This window comes from Pseudarthrobacter sp. HLT1-3, assembly GCF_059383535.1.
This window is the reverse complement of the sequence record NZ_JBWZCJ010000008.1, coordinates 62015-88978: the sequence shown is the minus strand read 5'-3', so window position 1 is coordinate 88978 and position 26964 is coordinate 62015. Positions and strand designations below refer to the sequence as shown.

At 67.6% G+C, this 26964-nt stretch carries 24 protein-coding genes and 1 pseudogene; 18 read left to right on the top strand and 7 right to left on the bottom strand.

The window, feature by feature from the left end:
* Positions 1-51: 51 nt before the first annotated feature.
* The 5 genes and pseudogenes from AC50X9_RS09115 to holA all read left to right on the top strand — a co-directional run bounded on the left by AC50X9_RS09115 (position 52) and on the right by holA (position 6846).
* On the top strand, positions 52-1038 hold the full coding sequence (locus tag AC50X9_RS09115; RefSeq protein ID WP_494892660.1) for a DegV family protein: 987 nt from the start codon (positions 52-54) through the stop codon (positions 1036-1038).
* A gap of 154 nt (positions 1039-1192) precedes the next feature.
* Positions 1193-2900 (top strand): annotated as a pseudogene (locus tag AC50X9_RS09110) (HNH endonuclease signature motif containing protein).
* A 155-nt stretch (positions 2901-3055) separates the two neighbouring features.
* Positions 3056-3943, top strand: coding sequence for a ComEA family DNA-binding protein (locus AC50X9_RS09105; protein ID WP_494892658.1), 888 nt, complete (start codon positions 3056-3058; stop codon positions 3941-3943).
* A 9-nt stretch (positions 3944-3952) separates the two neighbouring features.
* Positions 3953-5899: a ComEC/Rec2 family competence protein gene (locus tag AC50X9_RS09100; protein WP_494892656.1), complete on the top strand. Its 1947-nt coding sequence runs from the start codon at positions 3953-3955 to the stop codon at positions 5897-5899.
* Positions 5833-6846 carry a DNA polymerase III subunit delta gene (gene holA / locus AC50X9_RS09095; protein WP_494892654.1) on the top strand — a complete coding sequence of 338 codons (1014 nt, stop codon included), beginning with the start codon at positions 5833-5835 and terminating at the stop codon, positions 6844-6846. Before AC50X9_RS09100 ends, holA begins: the two co-directional genes overlap by 67 nt.
* 149 nt (positions 6847-6995) lie before the next feature.
* Here holA and rpsT read toward each other — a convergent pair whose 3' ends face one another.
* A complete protein-coding gene (gene rpsT / locus AC50X9_RS09090) occupies positions 6996-7256 on the bottom strand; it encodes a 30S ribosomal protein S20 (protein ID WP_310049613.1) in 261 nt (86 codons plus the stop codon).
* Positions 7257-7460: 204 nt separating this feature from the next.
* Positions 7461-8306, bottom strand: coding sequence for an SDR family oxidoreductase (locus AC50X9_RS09085; protein WP_494892651.1), 846 nt, complete (start codon positions 8304-8306; stop codon positions 7461-7463).
* Between the two features lie 149 nt (positions 8307-8455).
* Between AC50X9_RS09085 and AC50X9_RS09080 the strand changes: the two genes are divergently transcribed.
* From AC50X9_RS09080 to AC50X9_RS09070, 3 genes are all read left to right on the top strand, one after another.
* Entirely contained in the window at positions 8456-9361 is a 906-nt protein-coding gene (locus AC50X9_RS09080; protein ID WP_494892649.1) for a helix-turn-helix domain-containing protein, read from the top strand.
* A 122-nt stretch (positions 9362-9483) separates the two neighbouring features.
* Positions 9484-9894, top strand: coding sequence for a (R)-mandelonitrile lyase (locus AC50X9_RS09075; protein ID WP_494892647.1), 411 nt, complete (start codon positions 9484-9486; stop codon positions 9892-9894).
* 255 nt (positions 9895-10149) lie between these two features.
* A complete protein-coding gene (locus tag AC50X9_RS09070) occupies positions 10150-10533 on the top strand; it encodes a hypothetical protein (RefSeq protein ID WP_494892645.1) in 384 nt (127 codons plus the stop codon).
* A gap of 70 nt (positions 10534-10603) precedes the next feature.
* Here the strand turns inward: AC50X9_RS09070 and AC50X9_RS09065 are convergent, their stop codons facing one another.
* Positions 10604-11200, bottom strand: coding sequence for a type II toxin-antitoxin system PemK/MazF family toxin (locus AC50X9_RS09065; RefSeq protein WP_494892642.1), 597 nt, complete (start codon positions 11198-11200; stop codon positions 10604-10606).
* 176 nt (positions 11201-11376) lie between these two features.
* On the opposite strand from AC50X9_RS09065, the gene lepA reads away from it, so the two are divergent.
* Both lepA and hemW read left to right on the top strand, forming a co-directional pair.
* Entirely contained in the window at positions 11377-13230 is a 1854-nt protein-coding gene (lepA, locus tag AC50X9_RS09060) for a translation elongation factor 4 (protein ID WP_494892637.1), read from the top strand.
* A gap of 42 nt (positions 13231-13272) precedes the next feature.
* Positions 13273-14511: a radical SAM family heme chaperone HemW gene (gene hemW / locus AC50X9_RS09055; protein ID WP_494892635.1), complete on the top strand. Its 1239-nt coding sequence runs from the start codon at positions 13273-13275 to the stop codon at positions 14509-14511.
* A gap of 127 nt (positions 14512-14638) precedes the next feature.
* On the opposite strand, the gene AC50X9_RS09050 is transcribed toward hemW, so the two are convergent.
* Positions 14639-15058 carry a DUF4870 domain-containing protein gene (locus AC50X9_RS09050; protein ID WP_494892633.1) on the bottom strand — a complete coding sequence of 140 codons (420 nt, stop codon included), beginning with the start codon at positions 15056-15058 and terminating at the stop codon, positions 14639-14641.
* 154 nt (positions 15059-15212) lie between these two features.
* On the bottom strand, positions 15213-16061 hold the full coding sequence (locus tag AC50X9_RS09045) for a DUF3097 domain-containing protein (protein WP_494892631.1): 849 nt from the start codon (positions 16059-16061) through the stop codon (positions 15213-15215).
* Between the two features lie 212 nt (positions 16062-16273).
* Between AC50X9_RS09045 and hrcA the strand changes: the two genes are divergently transcribed.
* The 3 genes from hrcA (at position 16274) to AC50X9_RS09030 (ending at position 19296) form a co-directional block, all read left to right on the top strand.
* Positions 16274-17287 (top strand): heat-inducible transcriptional repressor HrcA, encoded by a 1014-nt coding sequence (gene hrcA / locus AC50X9_RS09040; RefSeq protein WP_494892629.1) that lies wholly within the window; start codon positions 16274-16276, stop codon positions 17285-17287.
* Positions 17288-17386: 99 nt separating this feature from the next.
* Entirely contained in the window at positions 17387-18514 is a 1128-nt protein-coding gene (gene dnaJ, locus AC50X9_RS09035) for a molecular chaperone DnaJ (RefSeq protein WP_494892627.1), read from the top strand.
* 2 nt (positions 18515-18516) lie between these two features.
* On the top strand, positions 18517-19296 hold the full coding sequence (locus tag AC50X9_RS09030) for a 16S rRNA (uracil(1498)-N(3))-methyltransferase (protein WP_494892625.1): 780 nt from the start codon (positions 18517-18519) through the stop codon (positions 19294-19296).
* Between the two features lie 34 nt (positions 19297-19330).
* On the opposite strand, the gene AC50X9_RS09025 is transcribed toward AC50X9_RS09030, so the two are convergent.
* Complete coding sequence (locus AC50X9_RS09025) at positions 19331-20209, bottom strand: GerMN domain-containing protein (RefSeq protein WP_494892623.1); 879 nt, start codon at positions 20207-20209, stop codon at positions 19331-19333.
* Between the two features lie 427 nt (positions 20210-20636).
* Here AC50X9_RS09025 and AC50X9_RS09020 point away from each other — a divergent pair, with 427 nt between their 5' ends.
* The 5 genes from AC50X9_RS09020 to AC50X9_RS09000 all read left to right on the top strand — a co-directional run bounded on the left by AC50X9_RS09020 (position 20637) and on the right by AC50X9_RS09000 (position 26169).
* Positions 20637-21725 (top strand): PhoH family protein, encoded by a 1089-nt coding sequence (locus AC50X9_RS09020; RefSeq protein WP_494892621.1) that lies wholly within the window; start codon positions 20637-20639, stop codon positions 21723-21725.
* Entirely contained in the window at positions 21722-22195 is a 474-nt protein-coding gene (gene ybeY / locus AC50X9_RS09015; RefSeq protein WP_494892617.1) for an rRNA maturation RNase YbeY, read from the top strand. Before AC50X9_RS09020 ends, ybeY begins: the two co-directional genes overlap by 4 nt.
* Positions 22192-23523 (top strand): hemolysin family protein, encoded by a 1332-nt coding sequence (locus AC50X9_RS09010; RefSeq protein WP_494892611.1) that lies wholly within the window; start codon positions 22192-22194, stop codon positions 23521-23523. The genes ybeY and AC50X9_RS09010 overlap by 4 nt, the downstream gene beginning before the upstream one ends.
* Positions 23507-24466 (top strand): GTPase Era, encoded by a 960-nt coding sequence (era, locus tag AC50X9_RS09005; RefSeq protein WP_494892609.1) that lies wholly within the window; start codon positions 23507-23509, stop codon positions 24464-24466. Before AC50X9_RS09010 ends, era begins: the two co-directional genes overlap by 17 nt.
* 116 nt (positions 24467-24582) lie before the next feature.
* Entirely contained in the window at positions 24583-26169 is a 1587-nt protein-coding gene (locus tag AC50X9_RS09000; RefSeq protein WP_494892607.1) for an LCP family protein, read from the top strand.
* A 167-nt stretch (positions 26170-26336) separates the two neighbouring features.
* Here AC50X9_RS09000 and AC50X9_RS08995 read toward each other — a convergent pair whose 3' ends face one another.
* The gene (locus AC50X9_RS08995) at positions 26337-26957 is read right to left on the bottom strand and encodes a class F sortase (protein ID WP_494892605.1); all 621 of its coding nucleotides are present in this window, start codon (positions 26955-26957) and stop codon (positions 26337-26339) included.
* Between the last annotated feature and the right edge of the window lie 7 nt (positions 26958-26964).

Below are 26964 nucleotides of genomic sequence, written 5' to 3'. Positions count from 1 at the left end.
TCCCGACAGCAAAGCTTCCCGACAGCATGAGCAAAGACCAGGAGGTGCTTCGTGCCCCACCGCGACCCAGCCGGGTGGCTGTGGCTGAAGGAGCGCCTCATCCCGCTCCGCCAGGCCCGCCGGCCCGAAGCGGCCCCCGCCGTGCGCACGGCCATCGTCACGGATTCCGCCGCAGCATTACCGGCGGATTGGGTCCGCGCCTTCTCCGCCGACGGGCGGCTGACCGTCGTGCCGATGCCAGTGATGGTGGGTGCCGAGATTTACGGCGAGGGTGAGGACGACATCGCCGACACGATCGCCGTGGCCCTTGCCAGCGGCAAGCCGGTCAAGACCTCGCGTCCGTCACCCGGGCAATTCGAGCAGGCCTACCTGGCGGCCCAGCGGCGTGGTTTCGCGGCTGTTGTGTCGGTCCACATTTCCGGCGAACTGTCCGGGACCGCGGACTCGGCCCGGCTTGCCGCCACGCGCGTGAGCATTCCCGTGGAGGTCCTGGACTCGCGCACGGTCGGCATGGCGCAGGGGATGGGGGTCCAGAGCGCTGTGGTCGCCGCGGCGGACGGCAGGACGGCAGCGGAAGTGCGCGAGTGCACCGAGCAACAGCTGGCCCGCACCAAGGTGTACTTCTACGTGCCGAGCCTTGAACAGTTGCGGCGCGGGGGACGGATCGGCGCCGCAGCCTCGCTCTGGGGGACCATGTTTTCGATCAAGCCCATCCTCGCTTTGGAGGACGGCAAGGTGGTCCCGCTGGAGAAGGTGCGGTCGGCGCCGAAGGCCATCTCGCGGCTCAAGGAGATCGCGGTGGCCGACGCCGCCGGCCGGCCCGAGGGTCAGGCACGGCTCGCCGTCCACCATTTCGGCAACCCGGCCGAGGCCGAGCAGCTCGCCGCGGACCTGACGGAATCGCTTCCCGGCTCTCCGCCCGTCCAGATTAGTGCGCTGCCGGCCGTGCTGGCCGCCCATGCCGGACTCGGTGTGCTAGCCGTGATCGTGGGGGAGAGCGGCGCCCCGGCGGCACTGGGAACGCCGGCACCTTTTTAGAGCCTAGTCTCGGGCTATCCCGCGGCTGAAAGTGCACATACGCCGGTGATAGCGCGCGAAGAGTCCTGGCCGTTAATCGAATACGGCCACGCAGCCGGTTCATTAGATTGTCGTAGCCTCGGAATAGTCTTGGTTTATGGAAAGCACGGACTGGATGACGGAGGGCAGGGAGGCCCTGGCGGCTGTCGCGGCGTTGACTGCGGCGCTGGATTCCGTGACCGGGGCCGGCGCTGATCAGACTGGTCCGTCCGGAGGCAGTCTCCGCCGGGATGCTGATCCGTTGTGGGATGATCCGTTGCGGGATCTGGCGGATGGCTGCCTGGATGGCCTGGCCGACATGGCGCGGTGGGAGGCTCGGGCCGCTGCGTGGAAGGTGCGGGTGGCCGCGGCCTATCTGCGGGCCGCCGACGCTGTGGCGCCACCGGCGACGGCCCTGCACCATGCCATGGGCCAGGAGATGGCGGTGCGGGCGGAGGTCGCGTGTGTCCTGACCGTGAGTGAACGGGCCGCGGACGGGTTCCTGGGCGATTGCGTGGCGCTGACGACGACGTTGCCGCTGACCCTCGCCGCGCTCACGGCGGGGACGATTTCCTGGGCGCACGCGAGGGTCATGGTGGACGAAACCACGAACCTGGACCCGGCGGGGGCGGCGGCGCTGGAGGGGCACTTCCTGGACCCGGCCGCGCCGGACCCGGCCCGGGGGTGCCCGGCCGGGGAGCTCGTCCCGGGCCGGCTCCGGGCGAAGGCCCGGACGTGGCGCGAACGCCACCACCGGGAGAGCATCGAAAAACGCCACGCCAAGTGCGCGGCGGACCGGCGGGTCGAGTTCCGCCCGGATACTGACGGGATGGCGTGGTTCTCCGCGTATCTTCCGGCCGATACCGCCGCGGGGATCTGGGACCGGACCACCGCCGCGGCCCGCGCCCTGCAGGGCCCGGCCGAGGCACGCACCCTGACCCAGTTGCGCGCCGACATCGCCGCGACCTGGCTCCTCACCGCCGGCGCTGATGGTGCCGCGGGCGCTGAGGGGGCGGGTGCGGGCGGGGGTGTGCCGTCGCCGCGGGCGCAGGTCCTGATCACCGTGCCCGTGTTCTCGCTGCTGGGCGCCACTGAGGAACCGACGATGCTGGACGATCCCGCCCTCGATGGCCCGGCGCCTGATCGCCGAGGGGGCCGGCTCGTTTTACCGGGTCCTGGTGGACCCGCGGGACGGGGCGCCGCTGGAAATCGGCCGGAGCAGCTACCGCCTGCCCCCCGCGCTGCGGCAGTGGCTGCGGCTCCGCGATGGCCGGTGCCCGTTCCCGGGCTGTCACAACCATTCCCTGGACAACGACGCGGACCATCTCCTGGCCTGGGCCGACGGAGGGACCACCGGGATCACCAACCTCGGCGGGCCGTGCCGCAAGCATCACGGGCTGAAACACAGTTCAGCCTGGACACCGGCCGGAGCCAGCAAAGACGCCCCGCCCGGCTGGACCTCCCCGTCCGGACGGTACTACCCCAGCGAACAACAGGACTGGGAACCACCCCACTGGCCACCCGGAATCCTGGCCACCTACCCGGACCCCGGGGTAGATGCAGCCGCGGACATGGACGCAGCCGGGGAAATGTACCCGGACCCGGACAGGGACCTCGACATAGGCGCAGCCATGCCCCCGGACCGAGACGCTGACCTGGACCAGGCCCTGCCCCTGGATCCCGGCCCGGATCCTGAACAGGAGCAGGAACTGCCCGCGGACCCCTTCCCGGGCTGGCACCCCGTCACGGCCGGGGAACCAATCGCGGACGCCCGCGCCGACGTGGATTGGCTGGATCGCGTCGACGGATCCGTTCTGGAATACTTCCTGGTCAAATCTCTCTGATTGACGGGAGCGAACCTGGGACGCCGCGGATCCTGAGGCAGACCATCGACCGTGTCTGCCTATAGGCGCCGGGCCAACTCTCCGCGCTTCCTCCAGTATCCACATAGGCACCGAGAGCCCTGAGCGGCGACTCCGAAGCTTCGTACGATGGGCGCATGCCGCGCCACGATCCCGACTACCTACCCACCGACGAGCCGGGCCCGGCTGGCCGCAGGCTGTCGTTCGCTGTCCGGGCGGGCGACGGAGCCGGCCTACTCGGGGAACCGCCGCTGGTTTCCAGGGCCGAGGGACAGCGGACTTCGGGCGATTCGCCGGGCCGCCGCGGTCCCCGCATCAGGTGGCGCACCGGCCGGCAGGCCGCCACGCTGCTGTGCCTGGCGTCCATGGCGCTTCTGAGCTGGTTCTGGTGGCAGGCTGCGAACGTGACAGCGGCCGTCAGTCCAATCAGCGCCGTGAACAGTACGGAAAACGGCGAAGCAACCGTCCCTGAACCCGAGACCGGGTCCACGGCCGGTGCGGCCGGCACGGACAGCGCTCCCGGCGGAAGAGGAGACGGTGCCCCCGGAACAATCATCGTGCACGTGGCCGGCGCGGTCATCCGTGCCGGAATCGTGGAGTTGCCGGAGGGCAGCCGCCTGCACGAGGCCATCGCGGCGGCCGGAGGAAGCGCCACGGACGCGGACCCTGACCAGCTTAATCTCGCTGCGGTCCTCGAGGACGGGCAGAAAGTGCTGGTGCCGCTGCAGGGTGAAACCGCCCCGGCCGGAGATGCAGCAGTCGGTGATCCAGCGGCTGGTGACACGAGCGCCAGGGGAAGCCCGACAGGCGGTGCGGGGTCCCCTCCGGCTGCGGGCAAGATCAACCTGAATACCGCCGAAGCGGACGAACTGGCGACCCTCCCACGCGTGGGCCCGGTACTCGCGCAGCGGATCGTGGACTGGCGAACGCAGCACGGCCGCTTCCAGCGGGTCGAAGAGCTGGATGCCGTGGAAGGGATCGGTCCCAAGCTGCTCGCGGCCTTGCTGCCCCTGGTCAGGGTCTGAAAGCGGATCATGGAACGGCGGAGCCGGTGGCAATGGTACGTTGATGCCGCGGCGGGCCGGATGCCCGGACCCTCCGGACTGCCCGCGTCAGCCCAGGGCTCGCCGGGCGCTGGGCAGGCCAGCGGGCAACAGGCGCGGGGAATACGGCTCCGTGACCGTCTTCTGTACTTTGTCCTTCCGGGGCCAGGATCTCCGGTACCGGAGGAATTGCTGCGCAGGACCGATGTGCGTCTGGTCCCCTCGGCGGCGTTGGTTTGGTCGGCAGCCGCGGTCGGACACTACTTGCAGCCGGGAGGCTTGGCAGTGCTCTGCCTACTTCTCGTGGCAGCGGCCGGGCTGCTCCTGCTGCGAGTGTCGTCAAGGGAAAGAGCGGCGGTGTCGAACAAGCGGCGCCGGCGTAGCTTCCAGGCGACGCTGGCCGTGGCGCTGCTCCTCGCCGCTGCAGCGGGTGCCCACGCCGCCGTCGAATCGTCCCGAAGGCATCAGGGTGCCGTGGCGGCAGCGGCCGCGGTGCAAGCAGCCGTCGTAGTGGAAGTGGAAGTAACGGGGACGCCGCGGCGGCTCAAGAAGCCGGGGAGCTCAGGTCTGGCAGACCGTTGGGCGGTGCCGGCGACGCTGATCCAAATGAACGCAGACTCCCGACAGGTGCGCACCCAGGCCAAGCTGTTGGTCCTGGGTGGTGCCGAATGGGAACACGCCACCCCAGGACAGCGGTTCCGCGCGACCGGCAAACTCACGGCTCCCGCACCGGGTCAGGCAGAGGCTGCTGTGCTCTCGTCCAGTTCCGGCCCGGGCACCATCGGAGCGCCCGGACCTTGGCAGCGCGGCCCGGGTGAACTCCGGGGCCAATTCGCCGCTGCCGCCGGGCAGTTCAAAGGTGATGCGCGGGGCCTCCTGCCGGGAATGGTCACCGGGGACACCCGCTTCCTGGACGCCGAATTGGACGCCGCCATGAAATCCGTCGGGATGACCCATCTGACCGCTGTCAGCGGCGCCAACTGCAGCCTTGTCCTGGGCGCGTTGCTGCTGGCCGCACGCAGCCTGCGCTGTAGCCGGGCGGTGGCTGCAGTCCTCGGCGTCGTCGGGCTCGGACTCTTCGTTCTGATGGTGGGTCCGGACGCCAGTGTCCTGCGCGCCGCCGTGATGGGTGCCATCGGGCTCGTCGCGTTGGCCGGCGGCCGGCCCGGACGGGGCCTCAGCTTCCTGTGCCTTGCCGTGGTCGGGCTTTTGCTGGCACAGCCGGAGCTCTCCACCAGTTTCGGATTCCTACTCTCCGTGCTGGCGACCCTCGGCATCGTCGTGACAGGGAGGCCGATCATGGGGTGGTTCCCGCCGGCGGTGCCGCGCTGGGCGGCCGCGGGTGTCGCCGTTCCCTTGTCCGCTCAGACCTTCTGCGGTCCGGTGGTCGTACTCCTCCAGCCGCAGTTCTCGAGCTACGCCTTGCCGGCCAACATGGCCGCGGCGGTCCTCGTCGCCCCGGTTACGCTGCTGGGGACCGCGGCCGTTCCCCTTGTGCCGCTGTCCCCGGTGCTCGCCGGCGCGCCGCTGGGCATCGCTGCTGCGTTCGCCACCGGGGTGGGAGGAGTCGCCCGCTTCTTCGCCGGCCTCCCCGGAGCGGTCCTCCCGTGGCCGGAAGGAGCTTTCGGCGCCGCGACCATGGCACTCTTCTCCGCAGCCGGCCTCGCAGCCTGTTGGCTGGTATTCCACCCCGCCCGGACGGCAGGGCTGGCCCTGGCCGCGCACGGGCGGACCGTTGCCTGGCTCAGCCGGATGCCACAGTTCCCCGACGGCTTGCGGGCGCGGCGGGGAGGTCGCCGGCCCGGCTTGGTGCACCGCCCAGGGCGTGGCAGGCTTAGAGCCTGTAAACAATCTTCCGGGAGGAAACCTCAGTGGCTGCTGCCCAGACCCCACGCGCCCGGACCACGGCATCGAAGACCGCCACCTGGCGCGATGTGACACCGGCCGCCGTCGTGCTGGTGGGCGGCCCGGAGGATTATCTGGGCTCTCGGGCCATGGACCGCCTCCGGGTGCAGGTCCGCGCCGCAGCCCCCGACGTCGAAGTCATCAGGCTCAATGCCGCCAGCTATGAGCCGGGGTCCCTCGTCATGCACGTCAGCCCCTCACTTTTCGGTGAGCAGAAGCTCATCGAGGTGGAAGGCGTAGAGGCCATGAACGACGCCTTCCTGGCCGACGCGCTTAAATACCTCGTCCGGCCCGAACCTGATGCTGTGCTGGTCCTCCGGCATGGCGGCGGCGTGCGCGGCAAGAAGTTCCTGGACGCCATCAAGGCCGGTGGCTGGCCGGTCGTGGATTGCCAGCCCTTGAAGAAGGACGCCGACAAGGTCGCTTTCGTGACGTCCGAGTTCAGGGCGGCGTCCCGGCGAATCGAACCCGGTGCCGTGCACGCCCTGGTCAACGCCGTCGGCGCCCATCTGGCCGAACTGGCAGCCGCCTGCAGCCAACTGATCGCCGATGCTGCCACCGGAGTGGACACCGCAATGGTGGACCGTTACTACGGCGGCAGGGTGGAGGCCACAGGTTTCAAAGTTGCTGACGCCGCGATGGCCGGGAACGCCCCGTTGGCGCTATCCACCCTTCGCCATGCCCTCGCAACGGGGGCGGACCCGGTTCCGCTGGTGGCAGCGCTGGCATCGAAGCTCCGCGGCCTCGCAAAGGTCGCCGGCGCCCAAGGGTCCTCGGCCCAGATTGCCAAGCAGTTGGGCATGCAGCCCTGGCTCGTCGAGCAGGCGCAGCGGGAGGTCCGGAGATGGACTCCCGAGGGCCTCGTCCGGTCCATCCAGGTAACCGCTGAGGCTGATGCCCAGGTCAAGGGTCTCTCCCGGGACCCGGTCTATGCCGTAGAGCATGCCGTGACGGTGATTGCGACGTCTGTGCGCCGCTGATACCGGACCTGGAGCGTGCACCCCGACGGCGGGAGCTGCCGTCATCCTGAAGTGCGCGACATAAAGTCGTCCTGAAGTGCTGCTTAACTGGAAGTGGCCGGCACCCGAAGGTGCCGGCCACAATCATCAGTTCAGTTGAACTGGAATCCTTACAGCGCGTTGACCTTTTTGGAGATGGCCGACTTGCGGTTTGCAGCGTTGTTCTTGTGGAGAACGCCCTTGCTGACAGCCTTGTCCAGCTTGCGGCTGGCGGAAAGCATTGCGGCAGCCGCAGCATCCTTGTCGGTGGACTCAACGGCGGTGTTGACGGCGCGGATGGCCGTCTTCAGCTCGGACTTGACTGCGTTGTTGCGCAGGCGAGCCTTCTCGTTGGTGAGGATGCGCTTCTTCTGGGACTTGATATTAGCCACGTGTGAACTCTCTTTTTCAATGCGGAAAATGGTCTAGAGGGCTTTCAGATTGGCCATTGACTGAGCGGCGTGGGGATACCTATGGCGACCAACCATCTGTGGCCGTCGACCTGCACGGACACACAGCTGTCAATAATAGCAGAGACGGCGGCAGAGACCGTCACCTGCCGCCCCGACCACTGGAGACCGGGAGGGGCTGCGCGGTTAGGCGTCGTCGTGCTGGAGGCAGGTGGACAGCTCACGGTGTGCGTTGACCTGTTCCCGGAGGGTCGCGATTTTCTGTTCGACTCCTGCGATGACGTCGGCGCCGGCCTGCCAGCGGAGCGGTGGCTGCTTGAGCTCGGCGATGGTGACCAGGGCCGCAGCCAGTTTTGCGGGGTCGCCGCCCTGCTTGCCGTTCATTGTCTTCCAGGCCGCGATCGTTGCGGTGGTGCGCTGGGCGTAGTCCTCGATGGAGAGCTCCGGCCAGATCGAGGAGGCCCCTTCAACGAGGAGTTCGGTGCGGAAGAACCCGGGCTCCACGATGGTGGTCTTGATGCTGTAAGGCTCGAGATCGTACTGGAGGGATTCCATCCACCCTTCGAGGGCGAACTTCGAGGCGGCGTACGCGGCCCAGAACTCCTGGCCGATGATGCCGGCTGCGGAAGACATCGTGATGACGTGACCGGAGCGCTGGTTACGCATCACGGGCAGGACGGCGCGGGTGACGTTCAGCGGGCCGAAGAAGTTCGTCTCCATCTGCGCGCGGAACTGCTGGTCGCTGATTTCCTCGAAGTAGCCAGCGTAGAAGTTACCGGCGTTGTTCACGAGCACATCGATGGACCCGAAACGCTCCACCGCGGCGTCGGCGGCCACCTGTGCGGCGTCGGAGTCGGTGATGTCCAGGGACACGGCGAGCAGGTTCTCCTGCTCGCCCAGGGCTGCGGTGACGTTGGCCGTGTCGCGGGCGGTGGCGACAACCGAGTGTCCGGCCTGAAGGGCTGCTTTGGCGATGTCGATGCCCATGCCGCGGGCTGCTCCGGTAATGAACCAGACGTTGTTCTCACTCATTGGGTTTTTCCTTTTCCGAAGATGGTGAGGCAGGCTACCTGCCGGTGTCCTTCAATTCAAAAGCACTCCGGAAACAGGAAACAGGCTCCGTCTATAGGGTTAATACCCATGACCCCCTCGCCGTGGCCCAGTGGCGTAGCGTCGAAACCATGAACAACGAAAACCTGATCCGGGACTTCCTGGCGACCCGACGGGCCAGAATCACGCCCCAGCAGGCTGGGCTGCCGGATTTCGGCGGGCGACGGCGCGTCCCGGGCCTGCGGCGTGAGGAAGTCGCGCTGCTGGCCGGGATGAGCACCGAGTACTACGTCCGCCTGGAACGCGGCAACGCCAAAGGCGTCTCCGAGGCCGTGCTGTCAGGAATCTGCCGGGCCCTGCAACTCGATGACGCTGAACAAACCCACTTGCATGATCTCGTCAGGGCGGCCAATGCCGGTCCTCGTTCGCCCCGCAAACGCCTACCGGCGAAGTCCCAACGGATCCGCCCGGGCGTCCAGCAACTCCTCGACGCCATGACAGGCATCCCGGCGATAGTGCAGAACGGCCGCCTGGACATCATTGCGTCAAACGCCCTGGGCCGGGCCCTGTTCAGCGAGATCTTCGACCGGAAGGGTCAACCCAACAACTTCGCCCGGTTCCTCTTCCTTGGAGCGCGCGCCAAGGAGATCTACCAGGACTGGGATGATGCCGCGCAGCAAATAGTGGCGATGCTGCGCATCGAAGCCGGCCGGGTTCCCTACGACCGCGGGCTCAGCGACCTCATCGGTGAGCTTTCGACCAGAAGCGACGACTTCCGGATCCTCTGGGCCGCCCACGATGTCCGCCTCCACAGCACCGGAACAAAACGCATCCACCACCCCATCGTCGGAAACCTCGAACTCGACTTCGAAGCGATGCCCCTCTCGGCCGAAAGTGGGCTCATGTTCCTGGCCTACACCGCCAAAGCCGGCACTGTCTCCCACGACAGCCTCCAACTCCTCGCCACCTGGGCGGCCACGCACCAACCGGCCCACCCCCAGACGCCGGCGACGTCGGAGGCACGCAGCGGCAATTAGCGGTGGGCCGCATCACAGCCGTTCCCGCTAGGGAGGGACAAGGACACTGTGAAGGCGCGGCAACATGTGCCGTGTCAACGCCCTGCGGGCGGACACCAGAACCAATCCGAAGGAGAACAACCATGAGCACGCAGATGCAACCCAAGACCCCCACCGTCAAGGGCCCCGAGCAGTGGTTTGCCGGCGACGTCTACTTCAACGCCTACTATTCCGGCAAGCAACCCTCCCGGGCCCGGCTGAACCTCGTGCGATTCACCCCCGGGGCCCGGACGGCCTGGCACAAGCACGCCGTCGGGCAGACCCTGCACGTCACGGAAGGCGTCGGCTATGTGCAATCACGAGGGGAAGAGCTCATCGAACTGCGCCCCGGCGATACCGTCTACACTCCCGCCGGCGAGTGGCACTGGCACGGCGCGAGTGTAGACAACTTCATGTGCCACCTCGCCCTCTGGGAGGCCCCGGCCGATAGCGGCGAGCCGGAAACGATCTGGGGTGACAAACTCACTGACGATGAATACCCCGCTAAGAAGTAGGCAATCACCGTGCCGGCCACGCACGCCCCCAGCTCCGTACTTTCCAGCCGGGAGCAATGGGGGTCGCCTCCACCTGGCGCGAAGCCGGCACAACCAGGTCCACCTGCCTCCGGAAGTGTGGTTGACAGCGGCAACCCGGCGCTCCTAAATTCGTAGTGTTTCAGGACGTTTCTGGCTGGTCTTACTTCACATTCATTGCTGTTGCTGTTGCTGTTTCAGTTGAGCGGTTATGCCGCCCCGATGCAGGAGGCCACGATGGCGAAGACACCCCTGGAAGATTTCCTCAACGAGTGCGTTGCCCGGGATCCGGACGGGGACGGACTCAGCGTGGAGGAACTGTATGGTCTGTACCTGAGCTGGTGCGGCCTCGGAGGTTCGACACCTGTCCGCAGCAGGGCGTTCAGAGCCGGTCTGCGCGCAGCCAACATCCGCCCGGCAGGCCGCCGAAGCCGGTGCCCGGGACTGATGATGACCGGCCCGGCAGCGTGCGATTACCTCGTCCACCGCGAACTCCCGCTCGTCGTGCTGGACGGACTTGCCGGCCGTCTCCGGCCGATGTCACAGCCGGTCACCGATCGCGTCGCGTCGCGCCCTGGCCGGCCAGGGGGGCCAGTTATCGGCTCCGTGCCGGCCGCCTGACCCGTCCGGGGCCGGGGCAATGGCGGGCTCCGCTCCGGAACCCGCACACGGGGGACCAATTCGTCGAAGCTCAGCGCCAGCCGTGACGGGACTGCAGGGCGGCGGCGATGGGGCGGAACCTTCCGGCGTCAAGAATTGCGCCCTCGCGCCGGACGTCCGCCGGGTTGATCTGCAGGATGCGGTCCAGCTTTGCTTCGCTGGGGCGCCCCTGCCGGTCCCAGGGGCCGGTGCCGATGTCCACGTAGTCGTCGGCCCGGCGCGCATCGCCGTCGTGGTCCTTGCTGGTCAGCATGAGTCCGAGCAGAAAACGGCCGCTGCTGCCCACCAGCAACACCGGGCGGTCCTTGCCCCGGGAATGATCCTCTTCATAGGGCACCCAGGTCCAGACAACCTCGCCCGGCTCGGGACGGCCATTGGGGGAGGGGGCATAGCTGACCTTCGCCGTCCCGCGGAAGTCGCCGGGATAGCTGCCGGCCAGGCCGTCGGTGGCTTGCCCGGCACCCGGGCGCCCGCCGGTCGTGCCCGGCCTGCCGGGCTGCTTTGTCCCGGGCTGCTTTGTCGCGGGCTGCTTTGTCCCCGACCTGCCGAGCGCCGAGCCGGAACGCCCCTCCAGAAAGCGCAAAGTACTGCGGACTGCATTGCTGATCGAGCGCAAGTTCCAAGCCATGGAGCCACCCTACCGGTAGCGGAACATTCAGCGTCCGCTGCGGAATCCTGGGATGCAGTTCCACAGGCCCGGACGTGGGAGACTATAGGTTCAGATATACGGCACGTCGCCGTTGGGAACCCAGCCCCAGCGCCGACCGTGCACAGCCAACAGAATGCCAAGAGTAAGGACCCTGCGTGTCTCCCATGGCCCGCACCGCCCCGGTGCCCGCCGCAACAGATCCGGCCATCATCCGGAACTTTTGCATCATTGCGCACATTGACCACGGCAAATCCACACTGGCCGACCGGATGCTCCAGTACACCGGCGTTGTCCAGTCCCGTGACATGAAGGCCCAGTACCTGGACCGCATGGACATTGAGCGCGAACGCGGCATCACCATTAAATCCCAGGCAGTCCGGATGCCCTGGGAGCTCGACGGCGTCAGCTATGCGCTGAACATGATCGACACTCCCGGACACGTTGACTTCACCTATGAGGTTTCCCGCTCGCTCGCGGCCTGCGAAGGCGCAGTGCTGCTCGTGGACGCGGCGCAGGGCATCGAAGCTCAGACTCTCGCCAACCTCTACCTGGCGATGGAAAACAACCTCACGATCATCCCGGTCCTGAACAAGATCGACCTTCCGGCAGCCCAGCCCGAGAAGTACGCCGCGGAACTCGCCAACCTGATCGGCGGCGACCCCGACGACGTGCTCCGCGTCTCCGGCAAGACCGGGATGGGCGTCGAGGTCCTGCTGGACAAGATTGTCCGCGACCTTCCCGCCCCCGTGGGCGACCCCAACGCCCCGGCCCGGGCCATGATTTTCGACTCGGTGTACGACACCTACCGCGGTGTGGTCACCTACGTCCGTGTGGTCGACGGCATGCTGCACCCCCGCGAACGCATCCAGATGATGTCCACCCGCGCCACCCACGAACTCCTGGAGATTGGTGTCAGCTCCCCGGAGCCCACTCCCTCCAAGGGCCTCGGCGTCGGCGAGGTGGGCTACCTCATCACCGGTGTGAAGGACGTCCGGCTGTCCAAGGTCGGCGACACTGTCACCAACCTGGCCAAGCCCGCCACCCAGTCACTGCCCGGCTACGCAGACGCCAAACCGATGGTGTTCTCCGGCCTGTACCCGCTGGACGGCACGGATTACCCGGTGCTCCGCGATGCGCTGGAAAAGCTGATGCTGAACGACGCCGCACTGGTGTACGAGCCGGAGACGTCGGCCGCGCTGGGATTCGGCTTCCGCGTGGGTTTCCTGGGCCTGCTGCACCTGGAAATCACCCGGGAGCGGCTCGAACGCGAATACAACCTGGACCTGATCTCCACCGCCCCGAACGTGGAGTACGAGGTGACCCTGGAGGACAAGAAGGTCGTCCACGTCACCAACCCCAGCGAATACCCCAGCGGCAAGATCGCCGAGGTCCGCGAGCCGATGGTTTCCGCCACCATCCTGGCGCCGAACGAATTTGTCGGAGCCATCATGGAGCTGTGCCAGAGCCGGCGCGGCGTCATGGGCGGCATGGACTATCTCTCCGAGGACCGGGTGGAAATCCGTTACCGCCTGCCGCTGGCCGAGATCGTCTTCGATTTCTTCGACATCCTCAAATCCAAGACCCGCGGCTACGGGTCACTGGACTGGAAGGCCGACGGCGAGCAGGTCGCCGATCTGGTCAAGGTCGACATCATGCTCCAGGGCGAGCAGGTGGATGCCTTCTCCGCCATCACCCACCGCGACAAGGCGTATGCCTACGGCGTGATGATGACCGGCAAGCTGCGCGAACTGATTCCGCGCCAGCAGTTCGAGGTGCCCATCCAGGCCGCCATTGGCTCCCGGATCATCGCCCGGGAAAGCATCCGCGCCATCCGCAAGGACGTGCTCGCCAAGTGCTACGGCGGTGACATCACCCGAAAGCGGAAACTGCTGGAGAAGCAGAAGGAAGGCAAGAAGCGCATGAAGATGGTGGGCCGCGTCGAGGTCCCGCAGGAAGCCTTCATCGCCGCCCTCACCACGGACGAGTCCAAGGACAAGGCCAAGAAGTAGCGGTGCTGGTGAATACTGTCCCGATCCAGGCCGGCAGGGCCGATGCCTAGCGTCCTGCCGCTGGGCGACCCGGCCCCGCCCGACGGTCTGCTGCCCGGCCAGGCGCTCGACGGCGCCGCGGCCCGCGCCTTTGGGCTCTACGTGCACATTCCGTTCTGCGCCGTGCGCTGCGGCTACTGCGATTTCAACACCTACACGGCCACGGAGCTCGGCGGCGGGGCGTCCCAGGACGCCTATGCCGGCACGGCGGTCGCGGAGGTCGGTTTCGCCGTCGTCGCCCTGAAAAACAGCGGCCTGCCGGTACGGCCGCTCAGCACGGTATTCTTCGGCGGCGGAACACCGACGCTGCTCCCGGCCGAAGACCTCGCGCGCATCCTCACCGCCGCCGTCGCGGCCTGGGGACTCGAGCCCGGCGCCGAGGTCACCACGGAAGCGAACCCGGACTCGGTCACCCCCGGATCCCTGCAGCTGCTGGCGGATGCGGGCTTCACCCGGGTGTCCTTTGGCATGCAGTCGGCGGTGCCGCACGTCCTGAAGGTCCTGGACCGGACGCACACCCCCAGCCGGGTGCCCGAGGCGGTCCGGTGGGCCCGGGACGCGGGCCTCGCCGTCAGCCTCGATTTGATCTACGGGACGCCGGGGGAGTCGCTGGCCGACTGGCGCTATTCGCTGGAGACGGCGCTGTCCTACGGGCCGGACCACATCAGCGCCTACGCGCTGATTGTCGAGGAGGGCACCAAGCTCGCGGCGCAGATCCGCCGCGGCGAGGTCCCGGGAATTGACGACGACGACCACGCCGCCAAGTACGAACTCGCCGACGAGCTCATCTCGGCCGCCGGTTTGTCCTGGTACGAGGTCAGCAACTGGGCCCGCACCCCCGGGCAGGCCTGCCGCCACAACCTCGCCTACTGGCGCGGCGACGACTGGTGGGGGATCGGCCCCGGCGCGCACTCGCATGTCGGCGGTGTGCGCTGGTGGAACGTCAAGCATCCCGTCGCCTACGCGAACCGGCTGGGCTCCGGCCTCTCGCCTGCCGCCGGACGGGAAACCCTCGATTCGGAAACCCGGAATGTGGAACGCGTCATGCTGGAAGCCCGCCTGAACTCCGGGCTGGAGATCGCCAGCCTCGGCGGCCTGGGTGACACCGGGCGGCACGCCGTCGCCGGACTTATCGCGGACGGACTCGTGGACCCGGTCTCAGCCTTCCGGGGCCGGCTGGTCCTGACGCTCAAGGGCCGGCTGCTCGCCGACGCCGTGGTCCGCAGGATCCTGCCGGACTAGATCCGGGCGGGGACCTGGCCCTTGGACTGGCGCCGGGCCCGGCCCTGGGACTGGTGCCGGGCCTGGCCCTGCGGCTGGGACCTTGCTCTGGGGCTGGCGCGCGTTGCGGCGCCGACGGGCTGCCGCGCTACTTGATCCAGCGGAGGTTGAAGTCGTAGCGGTGCGGCTGGCCGCGGTTGACGTGGATGCCGGCCGCCACCGAGAAGCACGTCACAGCGATCCAGATGATCGTGGCCAGGACAGCGAAAATGTTGCCCACCACAGGTACGAAGACCAGCAGGTTGCACAGCACGGCCGCAGCCGTGGGGGGCAGCGTGAAGTTCAGGGCTTCTTTGGACTCCTGCGCCGTGAACGGGCCCCGGTCCTTGAAGATCAGGTAGATCAGCAACGCGGGCACACAGCCCAGGATGCCGCCGAAGTGGGCCAGCGTGGCCCACTGCCGGTCCTCGTTTGCCGTCAGCGGCAGGGCATTTGCCGGAACGCCATGGTACGGAGGCTGGCCATGGCCGGCCTGGTTGCCAGCGTGTTCGCGTGCGTCGTCTGCCACGGTGTTGTCCTTCAGATTGCGGGGGTGCATTGGTGCGTCGAATTGCCAGGGCTGCGCCGGGAGCACAACCGCCCTACCAAGAATACGTGCTTGGGCGCCAAAACGCCGATCGGCCCGCTGGCGCGGGCCCACCCGGGCCCACCCGGGCGCGGCCTCAGGGAACGGTGAGGAAATCGATAACCTCTTCGACCCGGCCCAGCAGGGAGGGCTCCAGATCCGCATAACTGCGTACCGCGCCGAGGAGCTTCTGCCAGCCCAGACCGACGTCCTCCTTGGTGCTGTGCGGCCAACCGAAGGCCGTCAGTATGCCGGTCTTCCAGTCCACCCCGCGCGGAATAACCGGCCACTTCTCGATCCCCAGCACCGACGGCCGGATCGCCTGCCAGACATCTACATAGGGATGGCCCACAATCAGCACGTTCCCGGCCGCTCCGGGGGAGGCCATCACGGCGTCGGCGATCCGGGATTCCTTGGAATTCGGCACCAGGTGGTCCACCAGTACGCCCAGCCGGCGTCCCGGGCCGGGCCGGAAGGCGGCAACGGCGCCGGCAAGGTCGTCAATGCCGTGCAATGGCTCGACGACGATGCCCTCCACCCGGAGATCGTCGCCCCAGACCTTCTCCACGAGTTCGGCGTCGTGCTTGCCCTCCACCCAGATCCGGCTGGCCTTCGCCACCTGGGCCCGGTGGCCCTGCACCCGGACCGAGCCGGAGGCGGTGCGGATTCCAGCCGCCGGCGCGGCCGCGCGGGGCGCCGGCGGCATCAGCCGGATCGGCTGGCCTTCCAGCAGGAAGCCGAAGCCGAGCCGGAATGACCGGGATTTGCCGCGCCGGTCCTCCAGGGCGACGACGTGCATTCCGCCGGACTTCTCCACCCGCGTAACGGCGCCGACCCAGCCGGACTGGACCTCCTCAAGCACCATTCCGCGCTCCGCCGGCACTTCGGGCAGCTGCGTCTTGGCGGGCGCGGACAGGTCCTGCGGACCCCAGTTCTGGTACGACATCGGTGACACAGTCCTTTACACTCGGATGGCTGCGGGCGGGCTGTGCCCGAAAACACCAGCCCCAGGAAGAACGCCCGGAGCGAATCCAATGCTAACAACGCGGCGACTCATATTAGACTGGTTAGCACTTAGGCATGTCGAGTGCTAACACGGCGGTCCGCGACGGCCGGCACTTGGCGGCATCGGATCCGACAGTCGAATGGAGGTGGAGCATGAGCGAACCGCGCAAACTCGAAGTGCTGCGCGCCATCGTGGAGGACTACGTCCATTCACGGGAACCTGTCGGCTCCAAGGCCCTCGTCGAGCGGCATCACCTGGGCGTGTCCAGCGCCACGATCCGCAATGATATGGCGGCCCTGGAAGATGACGGCCTCATCACGGCGCCGCATACCAGCGCCGGGCGGATTCCCACGGACAAGGGCTACCGGCTCTTCGTGGACCAGATTTCGGCGGTCAAGCCGCTCTCGCCGGCGGAACGCCGCGCCATCCAGGCCCTGCTGGAGGGCTCCGACGACCTCGACGACGTCCTGGACAGGACCGTGCGGCTGCTCTCGCAGCTGACCCACCAGGTCGCCGTGGTGCAGTACCCGCACCTGAGCAGGGCCAAGGTGCGGCACATCGAATTCGTCCTGCTGGCTCCCCGAAAGGTGCTGGCAGTGTTGATCGCCGACACCGGCAAGGTGGAACAGCGGGTCATTGACGTCGGGCAGGACCTCTCCGAGGAGGCGCTGTCCGAGCTGCGGACGAGGTTCCTCGGCACCCTTTCCGGGACGTCCCTGAACCAGCTGCCGCAATCGCTGAAATCCGTGATTGTCACTTGCCCGCCGTCGCGGCGGGCCGACGCCCAGGCATTGGCACGGGGCCTGGAGGCACTGGCAGTCAGCAGCCGCGAGGAGCGGATGGTCATGGCCGGAACAGCCAACCTGGCCCGCTCCAACGTCGACTTCCCGCTCAGCATCGGCCCGGTCCTCGAAGCCCTCGAGGAGCAGGTGGTCATGCTCCGCCTGCTCGGGGACATGGCTGCGGACCCGCGGGGCGTCACGGTCAGCATCGGCCGGGAGAACCCGTATGACGGGCTGGCCGAGGCCTCGGTGGTCGCGACCGGCTACGGCCCGGACGCGACCGCGAAGGTCGGGGTCCTCGGCCCCACCCGGATGGACTATCCCACCACGATGGCCGCCGTCCGGGCCGTGGCCCGCTACCTGTCCAGGATTCTCGGCCCCTGACGGACCGCGGCCACCCGTCCGGCGCCCGCACCCGCGCGCCGGACCCCAACCAGGCTTCTTGCCACTAACCGGCAGTACAACCAGGAAGAGATACAAACTTTGAGCAGCCATTACGACGTTCTTGGAGTCTCCCGCGAAGCCACGGGCGAAGAGATCAAGAAGGCCTACCGCAAACTGGCACGCAACCTCCACCCGGATGTTAATCCCGGGGATGACGCGTCGGACCGGTTCAAGGCCGTCACGCACGCCTACGAGGTGCTTTCGGATCCGCAGAAACGCCGGATCTACGACACCACGGGCAACGAGAACGGCACCGACAACGGCTTCGGCGGCGGCAGCTACTCCGGCCAGGGCTTCGCGTTCCAGGATATTTTCGAGACGTTCTTCGGCTCCGGCGGCCAGACCGGACCGGCGTCCCGCGTCCGCCGCGGACAGGACGCCCTGATCAGCGTCCGGATCGACCTCCGCGACGCCGTTTTCGGCGTCAACAAGAAAATCGAAGTCGACACGGCCGTCACCTGCCCCACCTGTGAGGGCTCCTGCTGCCGTGAGGGCAGCCACCCGGAACGTTGTGACATCTGCGGCGGCAGCGGCCAGGTCCAGCGCGCCGTTCGTTCCATCCTCGGCCAGGTCATGACTACTGCCCCCTGCGGTTCCTGCGGGGGCTTCGGCACCGTCATCAACGACCCCTGCAACGAATGCGCCGGCCAGGGCCGGATCCGCAGCCGCCGCTCGCTGACGGTCAAGGTGCCCGCCGGTGTGGCTACCGGCACTCGCATCCAGCTCTCCGGCCAGGGCGAGGCAGGACCCGCCGGCGGACCCGCCGGCGACCTCTATGTGGAAATCCGGGTCAACAACGACGCCACCTATGTGCGCGACGGCGATGACCTCCACGCCAGCCTCAACATCCCGATGACGGCTGCGGCGCTGGGCACCGAACTCACCCTCGACACCTTCGACGGCCAGCAGGAGATCGACGTCAAGGCCGGCACCCAGTCCGGCGAGGTCATCACCCTGCGCGGGCTGGGCGTCACCCACTTGCGCGGCTACGGCCGCGGCGACCTCAAGGTCCACCTGCAGGTCGACACCCCCGAAAAGCTCGACGCCGCCCAGGAGGACCTGCTCCGCCAGCTCGCCAAGCTGCGCGGCGAACAGTTCACCGAAGGAAAGCTCGCCGGCACCGGCGGGGTCTTCTCGAAGCTGCGGGACCGGCTCGGTAACCTGTAGCGGTGAGCAACCCGGTCTTCTTCACCGCCCCCGGCACCCTGGACGGGCTGGTCCCCGGCGCCGTCTTCGTTCTTGACGGACCCGAGGCCCGCCACGCGGTCACGGTAAAGCGGCTTGCCGTGGGGGAGAAGGTGGACATCGCCGACGGCGCCGGGAAGCGGCTCAGCGGCAGTGTCGCGGCCGTCGCCCCCGGCGAGCTGAGCGTGGAATGCTCCGCCCTCGCCGACGAACCCCGGCCCGAGGTCCGGCTCGTCCTGGTCCAGGCCCTCGCCAAAGGCGACCGCGACGAGCTCGCCGCCGAGACTGCGACCGAACTGGGGATCGACGCCGTCATCCCCTGGCAGGCCGAACGGTCAATTGTGCGCTGGAAGGCCGAACGTGCGGCCAAGGCCCACGCAAAGTGGCAGTCGGTCGTCACGGCGGCCGCCAAGCAGGCCCGCCGGGCCTGGATCCCGGAGGTCCGCGCCGCCGTCGACGGCGCCGGGCTGCAGGCGGCAGTGGGTGCCGCCGACCTCGCCGTGATCCTGCACGAGGATGCCGTGCGCCCGCTGCGCCAGGTGCTGGAAGCCTGGCAGGATACCCGCCCGGCCGGCGACGGAACAGGGACGGGACGCGAGGTGCTGCTGATTGTTGGTCCCGAAGGCGGCATCAGCCCGCGGGAAGTCACCAGGCTCTGCGACGCAGGAGCGGTGACGGCCCTGCTGGGCCACCATGTGCTGCGCTCATCGACCGCCGGACCCGCTGCAACGGTCCTCGCGAGCGACATCCTGGGCCGCTGGTAGCCCGTACCTGCTGGCCGTCCTGGCGGAATGGGGCTTACTTAACCGTGAATCCGCGGGTGTCGACGTTCAAATCCTTGGCCGGGTTGCCGTCCTCCAGCTGGGACACCCGGACCTCATAGCTGCCCGGTGCCAGGTTGACCGAGAGGCTGAAGGCACCGGATTGTCCGGCCTCAGCCGAGGCGGCCGTCGTTCCGTTCAGGTACGAGGTCGTGACGCTGCCGTCGATCCGCAGGATTTCCCACCGGAGGGTGCCGCCGGGAGCCGTGCTGCGGCCGGAGACCTTCACCGCGCCCTCCGCCAGGGAGGTCCCCTCCTGCGGATCAATGATCCACACCGGGGCGACCATCCCGGCGCTGCGGGCCGTCGGGGAACCCAGCCGGACGTGGTTGAAGGCGACAAAGTCGGTATGCCCATCGACCAGCACCACGACCTGGATCTGCTGGCCGGCATCGATCAGCCCGGCACTCGCGGCGGCCGCCGTCGCCGTGTAGACGAGCTGCTGTACCGCACGCTCGGCCATGGCGGGATCCACATTGCTGTTGAATGCGTCCGCCGACAGGTCCACCGTGATGACATTCTTGCCCGAGATCGAGCTTGCCAGCTTCTTCGGGTTCTGCCACGGCGTGAAGAAATCCGGGTCGAGCGGCTTCTGGGACATCATGACCCGGAGCGCCCGGGTGACCGGGTTGTCCTGTTCCGGAACATCACGGAACTCCCGGTAAAGGAACGTGCTGTCGTTGCTGCGCCCGATCCAGTACACCGGCGCCTTGTTGGACGCCTGCGTGGTTTCCAGCGGCGCGCTGGTGGTCGGCGCCTGGGCTGCCGTGACCTGCGACGCCGCACCGGAGTCCGTGATCCCGGGCTGCGGCGTAGCCACGCAGCCGGACAGGGCAAGGGCGGCGGGCAGCACCAACAGCAGCAGGCCAGGACGAAGCCGCCTGCCTGCTGGTGTCTTGTCAACGCCGCGTTGCCTGATCTCCGCCGTCCTTTCGGCTTGCTGTTGCCGGCCCACTTCCTGGCCCGGCCGGCTGCAAGGCCCGCGCCGGAGGCCGGTTTCCAGCATGGCACACGGCTTTGGCGCCAAACCGTGGATTGGCCCGGCAGACGGGAACTGCAACGGGAACGATATGAGGACGATACGAAGTTGATACCTAAATCCGGGAATCACGTCAGCCGCCGGGCCGAAAGGCCGCCGCGGACGCGGCGTGCGAGGGTCCTCACTGGCGTAGGATAAGAGGACCGCAGACACCGGTACCAGATGGCGCGCACCGCCGTCGGGCCGGATCGGCGGACAGAACATTTCCGAACTGGAGGGGACCAGAGGCCCGCGGGCCAACACCATGACTGAAGCAGCGAACGGCAAGGCCCGGATCAGCGCCGGAGAGCGCTCCACAGGTGAATTCCCCCACTCCCTACCAGGGCTGCGGACGGAGGTAGTCCTGTTTGACAGCTCCGACCAGATGGTCCAGTCCCTCGGCAGTCATGACGAAGCCCTCCGGTACATCGAAACCCAGTTCCCCGCCGTCGACTTCCACGTCCGCGGCAACGAGCTCGCCATCAGCGGTCCCGCGGCGGACGTGCCGCGGATCATGCGCCTGCTCAACGAGGTCCGCGGCCTCGTCGCCCGGGGCACCGTCATCACTCCCGCGGTCCTGCAGCAGCTCGCGTCGATGCTCCGGTCCCAGTCCCTGCAGAACCCCGTTGACGTGCTCACGCACAACATCCTCTCGAGCCGCGGCAAGACCATCCGGCCGAAGACCCTGAACCAGAAGAACTACGTGGACGCGATTGACGCCAACACCGTGATCTTCGGAATCGGCCCGGCCGGTACCGGCAAGACGTACCTGGCGATGGCCAAGGCCGTCCAGGCGCTGCAGCAAAAGGAAGTCACACGGATCATCCTGACCCGCCCCGCCGTCGAAGCGGGGGAGCGGCTGGGGTTCCTGCCCGGCACGCTCAGCGACAAGATCGACCCGTACCTGCGGCCGCTCTACGACGCCCTGCACGAAATGATGGACCCCGAATCCATTCCGCGGCTGATCGCGGCCGGCACCATCGAGGTCGCGCCGCTTGCCTACATGCGCGGGCGAACGCTCAATGACGCCTTCATCATTCTGGATGAGGCCCAGAACACCACCCCGGAACAGATGAAGATGTTCCTCACCCGGCTGGGCTTCGGCTCGAAGATGGTGGTCACCGGTGACGTCACGCAGGTGGATCTGCCGTTCGGGACCCGGTCGGGCCTGCGGATCGTGGAAGACATCCTGCAGGGCATCGAGGACGTCAACTTCACCGTCCTGGACTCCTCCGACGTCGTCCGGCACCGCCTCGTCGGCGACATCGTCAACGCCTACGGCGTCTGGGACGAGATCCAGCGGAACCGGGTCAAGCATTCCGTGGCCCGCGACAAGCGGGAGGAACACGCATGAGCATCGAGGTCAACAACGAATCCGGCGTCGATGTCGATGAGGCCCAGCTGGTGCAGCTCGCCCGGTTCATCTTTGAGCGGCTTTTCATCCACCCCCAGGCCGAGCTGTCGGTCCTGCTCGTGGACGAGCCGGCCATGGAGAAGCTGCACCTTGAACTGATGGACGAACCGGGCTCCACCGACGTGCTCTCGGTGCCCATGGACGAGCTGACGCCCGGCACACCGGACAAGCCCACGCCCCAGGGCATGCTCGGTGACATTGCCATCTGCCCGCAGGTCGCAGAGGTCCAGGCGATGAACGCCGGCCACTCGACCCAGGACGAGATGCTGCTGCTCACCACCCACGGCATTCTGCATCTGCTCGGCTTTGACCACGCCGAGCCGGAGGAGAAGGAGGAGATGTTCGGCCTCCAGCGCGAACTGCTCTCCGCCTTCACCGGCAAAGAGGCCCCGTCAGAGACGATTCAGTGACGCCACTGATCCTTGCCGGCATGGCGCTGGTGTTTATTGGTTTTGCGGCGTTCCTGACCGCGGCTGAATCTGCCTTCAACTACCTTTCCCGGCATGAGGCCGAAGCTGCGATCCTGCAGAGCCGCGGCAACGCGCTGAAGCGCATCATGGCGCAGCCCGTCGCCCATATGCGGGCGCTGCGCTTCTGGCGGATCTGGTTCGACATGGCCTCCGCCGTCGCCGTGACGGTATTGCTGAACAGCCTGCTCGACAACGTCTGGCTCGCAGGGCTGATCGCGACCGGCGTCATGGCGGTGCTGGGCTTCGTGATCGTGGGTGTGTCCCCGCGGCAGATCGGCCGGGTGCACTCCGCCGGCCTGGTCCGCTTCAGCGCCCCGCCGATCCGCTGGCTGTGCTGGGTGCTCGGACCGATTCCCGGCTGGCTCGTCACCGTGGGCAGCGCCGTCGCCCCCGGAACCCCCGCGGACACCCAGGCCTTCTTCAGCGAAGAGGAATTCCGCGAGCTTGTGGACCGCGCCACGGAGTCCGACGTGATCGAGGACAATGAGGCCGAACTGATCCAGTCGGTCTTTGATTTCGGCGACACCCTGGTCCGCTCGGTCATGGTGCCGCGCACCGACATCCTGAGCATCGACTCCGGCTCCAGCCTGCACCGGGCAATGTCGCTGTTCCTGCGCTCGGGCTATTCGCGGATCCCGGTGATCGGTGAAAACACGGACCAGGTCCTCGGCATCGTCTACCTCAAGGACGTGGCAGCCGTCATCCACAACCTCGGCCCCGGCGAGGAGCCCCCGGTGGTGGACGAACTGGCCCGCGAGGTCCGCTACGTACCGGACTCCAAGCCGGTGAGCGAACTGTTGCGCGAACTGCAGAAGGAATCGACCCATGTCGCGATCGTGATCGACGAATACGGCGGCACCGCCGGACTCGTCACGCTCGAGGACCTGATCGAGGAAATCGTCGGAGAGATCGTCGACGAGTACGACACCGAAAGCGCGGAGGCGGTGGAACTCGGCGATGGAAGCTACCGGGTCAGCGCGCGGATGAGCATCGATGACCTGGGCGAACTCTTCGACCTGGAGCTCGACGACGACGAAGTGGACACCGTGGGTGGCCTGCTCGCCAAGTCCCTCGGGCGGGTGCCGATCGTCGGCAGCACCGCCGAGGTCCACGGGCTGTCCCTCCGCGCCGACCGGCTCGAGGGCCGGCGGAACCGCGTCAGCCACATCATTGCGTCCGCCGTACCAAAAGAAGAAACTGACCTTGAAGACCTTCTCGACGAGGCCGCACCAATCCAACAGGGAGTCTCACGTGAGCAAGCAGAATAAGTCCGACGGCGAAGCGGCCCACGGCGGCTACCGAGCCGGTTTTGCCGTGCTGGTGGGGCGGCCCAACACGGGCAAGTCCACCCTCACCAACGCCCTGGTCGGCCAGAAGGTCGCGATCACCTCGGCCAAGCCCCAGACCACGCGGCACACCATCCGCGGCATCGTGCACCGGGAGGACGGGCAGCTGATCCTCGTCGACACCCCCGGCCTGCACCGCCCGCGCACCCTGCTGGGGAAGCGGCTGAACGAACTCGTCGCCGACACCCTCGCCGAGGTGGACGCGATCGGCTTCTGCCTGCCGGCCAACGAGAAGATCGGCCCCGGCGACAAGTTCATCGCCGCCCAGCTCGCCGCCATCGGCAACAAGCCGGTCATCGCGATCGTGACGAAGTCCGACACGGTGGACCGCCAGGCCCTCACCGAGCAACTGCTAGCCGTCGACGCCCTCGGCCGCGAGGTCCTCGGCGAGGACGGCTGGAAGGACATTGTCCCGGTCTCCGCGGCCGATGGCTTCCAGGTCAAGACCCTTGCCGACGTGCTGATCGGACTGATGCCTCTCTCCCCGCCGCTGTATCCGGACGGACACCTGACGGACGAACCGGAAGCCGTCATGATCGCCGAGCTCATCCGTGAGGCGGCCCTTGAAGGCGTCCGGGACGAACTGCCGCACTCCCTGGCCGTCGTCGTCGATGAGATCGTTCCGCGTGAGGGCCGGCCCGAGGACCGGCCGTTCCTCGACGTCCGGGTCAACCTGTATGTCGAACGCCCGTCGCAGAAGGCCATCATCATCGGCAAGGGCGGCGCCCGGCTCCGCGAAGTCGGCACCAACGCCCGCAAGGGGATCGAGGCGCTGCTCGGCGCCCGCATTTACCTTGACCTGCACGTGAAGGTCGCCAAGGACTGGCAGCGTGACCCGAAGCAGCTTGTGAAGCTCGGCTTCTAAGCGCCCGGCCCCGGCGCAGGCGGTGCCTGCGGCGCTCCGATGGGGCCTGCCATCGGGGAATTCCCAGTTTTTGGCTCTAAAATGGGCGGATCCCGTTCCTGAAAGAAGGCTCAACCGTGTCTCGACCCCGTGAAGACCGTGCAGACGGCACCGGATCCCCGGTTCCGTCAGGTTCTGATGCCCGGCACACGGACGACCCTGCTGTCGGGCCGGCACGGCATCTGGGCGCGGTCCACGGCATGCCCGGCTGGTTGAAGATCGGGTCGGTCGTGGTGTCGATCCTGCTTGTTGGCGTCCTGGCCTTCGGCGCCTATTGGGTCATCCGCCTGCAGGGCAACCTCAGCAAGTCAGCACTGAGTGCAGGCAGCGACAAGACCGAAGGCGCGGTGGACGACTCCCGGGACCGGTTGCAGATCCTGATCCTCGGCTCGGACACCCGCGATGGCAAGAACTCGCAGTACGGCACGTCGGACGACGCCACCGGTTACGGGCACTCCGACGTCATGATGCTGATGGACATCTCGGCGGACAACAAGCGCGTCAGTGTGGTGAGTTTCCCCCGCGACCTGCTGGTGGACACGCCCAAATGCACCGACCAGGCATCCAAACAGGAATTCCCGGCGCAGAAGAACGTGATGATCAACGCGGCGATGTCGGAAGCCGGTATCGGCTGCGCCGTGGACACCGTCAACAAACTGACAGGCCTGGAGGTCGACCACTTTATGATGGCCGACTTCAACGCGGTCAAGGAACTGTCCAACACGGTGGGCGGTGTGGACGTCTGCATCAGCGACGCGGTGTATGACCCGGATTCGCAGCTGCGGTTGCCCAAGGGAACCTCTCCGGTCCAGGGCGAACAGGCGCTGGCGTTCCTGCGCGCCCGGCACGCCTTTGTCGACGGCGGCGACCTCGGCAGGATCAAGGCGCAGCAGGCCTTCCTGTCCTCCCTGACCCGGAAGATGAAGGATGACGGCACCATGTCCAATCCCGGCAAGATGCTGGAGATCGCCGACGTCGTCACCAAGAACCTGACCATTGACGAGGGCCTTGCCTCCATCCCGACGCTGCTGACGGTCGGAAACCGGCTGAAGAACATCGACCTCGGGAAGGTCGCCTTCGTGGCTGTGCCGACCATCCCGGCGGTCAGCGACCCGAACCGGCTGCAGGTGGCGGAGCCCGCAGCGTCGCAGCTCTTCGCGGCGATGCGCAAGGACATTGACCTCACGGATCCGACGGCGACCCCGAGCCCGTCCGCGTCCCCTGACGCGAGCCCCAGCCCCAGCCCAAGTCCGGAGCCGACACCCAGTGAGACCGCCACCGCCTACGACAAAGCCCTGCAGCCCGTCACAGTGGCGAACGGATCCGGGGTTCCGGCGCGCAGCCAGGAGATCATCCAGGCCCTCACCGCCGGCGGCTTCACCCAGCTCGGCCAGCTGGCCGCCGCGCCCGTAGCGACGACCGCGGTCTACTACGGTACCGGATACGCCGATGTGGCCGCCGACATCGCCACGCTGCTGGGGATCCCGGCGGCGCGGGTGCTGCCGGCCGCCGGTGTTGTCGGCGCCCAGGTCTACCTCGGCAGCGACCTCGCCGGCGGCACCCCGGGCGCCGACGCCGCGGTGGACCTGCCCTCGGACATCGTCAACCAGACGGCCGGGGACGTCGTCTGCCAGCAGGCCAACCCGGCGCTGATCGTCCGCTAGCGGGGGCGGCTCACACGGGCTGCTGAAACCCGGCCCGGCGTCCGGGCCGCCCATGTTGTTGTCTCTGAGGTGACCTCTGGGCGCCCGGGCTGCGCTGGCCAAGGGGACTGGTCAAAGGGCCGGGCCCACAGGGCCCGGGTCACCGCAAGGACCGGGGAGCGGCACCGTCAGGGAACAGGTTCCAGATCGGCGGTTACGACGATGTTTGTTCCCCGGAGGTCGGCGGTGTAGCAGCTGACCAGGATGAGCCGGTTGGGGACCTTGTCCCAGATGGGGCTGTCCCTGAGCGTGTATTTGTCTTCGGTGGAAACCGTGGTGACCGTGTAGGTGCCCGGCCCGGCTGCTGTGGTGACGACGAGCTGGTCTCCGGGCTTTGCCTGCCTGCTGAGGTGGTTGAAGGCCGAGTCGCGGCCCTCCCAGCTGTGGCCAATGATGTAGGTCGTGTCTGTGGAACCCGGGCTCCCGTACGGGGTGAGCCAGTACGCGTCTGCGGTCATCGGGGGAACGATTGTCGCCTGCGGTCCCTGGTCCAGGGGTGTCAGCGGCACAACGTCCTGGTCCATGCCGATGACCGGATAGGTGATGTGCAGCGGAGGGGATCCTTGGGGTGCCGGCGTGTCCAACTTCGCAGTCGGCGGGGCATCGGCCGCCGCCGGGGGCGGCGGTGCAGGGGGTGTCGTCACTGTGCCGGGTCCGGCAGCGGACGGAGGCGGAGCCGGAGCTGCCGTCAGGCTGATGGTGGCGGCCAGAGCAGCTGCTGCCACCAGGGCGCCACCGGATATCATCATGGTTCGA

Coding starts and splice junctions, on each gene's coding strand:
- AC50X9_RS09080 (WP_494892649.1), top strand. CDS start 8,456: ATGAACAACGAAAACCTGATCCGGGACTTCCTGGCGACCCGACGGGCC.
- AC50X9_RS09105 (WP_494892658.1), top strand. CDS start 3,056: ATGCCGCGCCACGATCCCGACTACCTACCCACCGACGAGCCGGGCCCG.
- hrcA (WP_494892629.1), top strand. CDS start 16,274: ATGAGCGAACCGCGCAAACTCGAAGTGCTGCGCGCCATCGTGGAGGAC.
- AC50X9_RS09075 (WP_494892647.1), top strand. CDS start 9,484: ATGAGCACGCAGATGCAACCCAAGACCCCCACCGTCAAGGGCCCCGAG.
- AC50X9_RS09045 (WP_494892631.1), bottom strand. CDS start 16,061: ATGTCGTACCAGAACTGGGGTCCGCAGGACCTGTCCGCGCCCGCCAAG.
- hemW (WP_494892635.1), top strand. CDS start 13,273: ATGCCTAGCGTCCTGCCGCTGGGCGACCCGGCCCCGCCCGACGGTCTG.
- AC50X9_RS09065 (WP_494892642.1), bottom strand. CDS start 11,200: ATGGCTTGGAACTTGCGCTCGATCAGCAATGCAGTCCGCAGTACTTTG.
- ybeY (WP_494892617.1), top strand. CDS start 21,722: ATGAGCATCGAGGTCAACAACGAATCCGGCGTCGATGTCGATGAGGCC.
- AC50X9_RS09100 (WP_494892656.1), top strand. CDS start 3,953: ATGGAACGGCGGAGCCGGTGGCAATGGTACGTTGATGCCGCGGCGGGC.
- AC50X9_RS08995 (WP_494892605.1), bottom strand. CDS start 26,957: ATGATGATATCCGGTGGCGCCCTGGTGGCAGCAGCTGCTCTGGCCGCC.
- AC50X9_RS09020 (WP_494892621.1), top strand. CDS start 20,637: ATGACTGAAGCAGCGAACGGCAAGGCCCGGATCAGCGCCGGAGAGCGC.
- AC50X9_RS09085 (WP_494892651.1), bottom strand. CDS start 8,306: ATGAGTGAGAACAACGTCTGGTTCATTACCGGAGCAGCCCGCGGCATG.
- AC50X9_RS09070 (WP_494892645.1), top strand. CDS start 10,150: ATGGCGAAGACACCCCTGGAAGATTTCCTCAACGAGTGCGTTGCCCGG.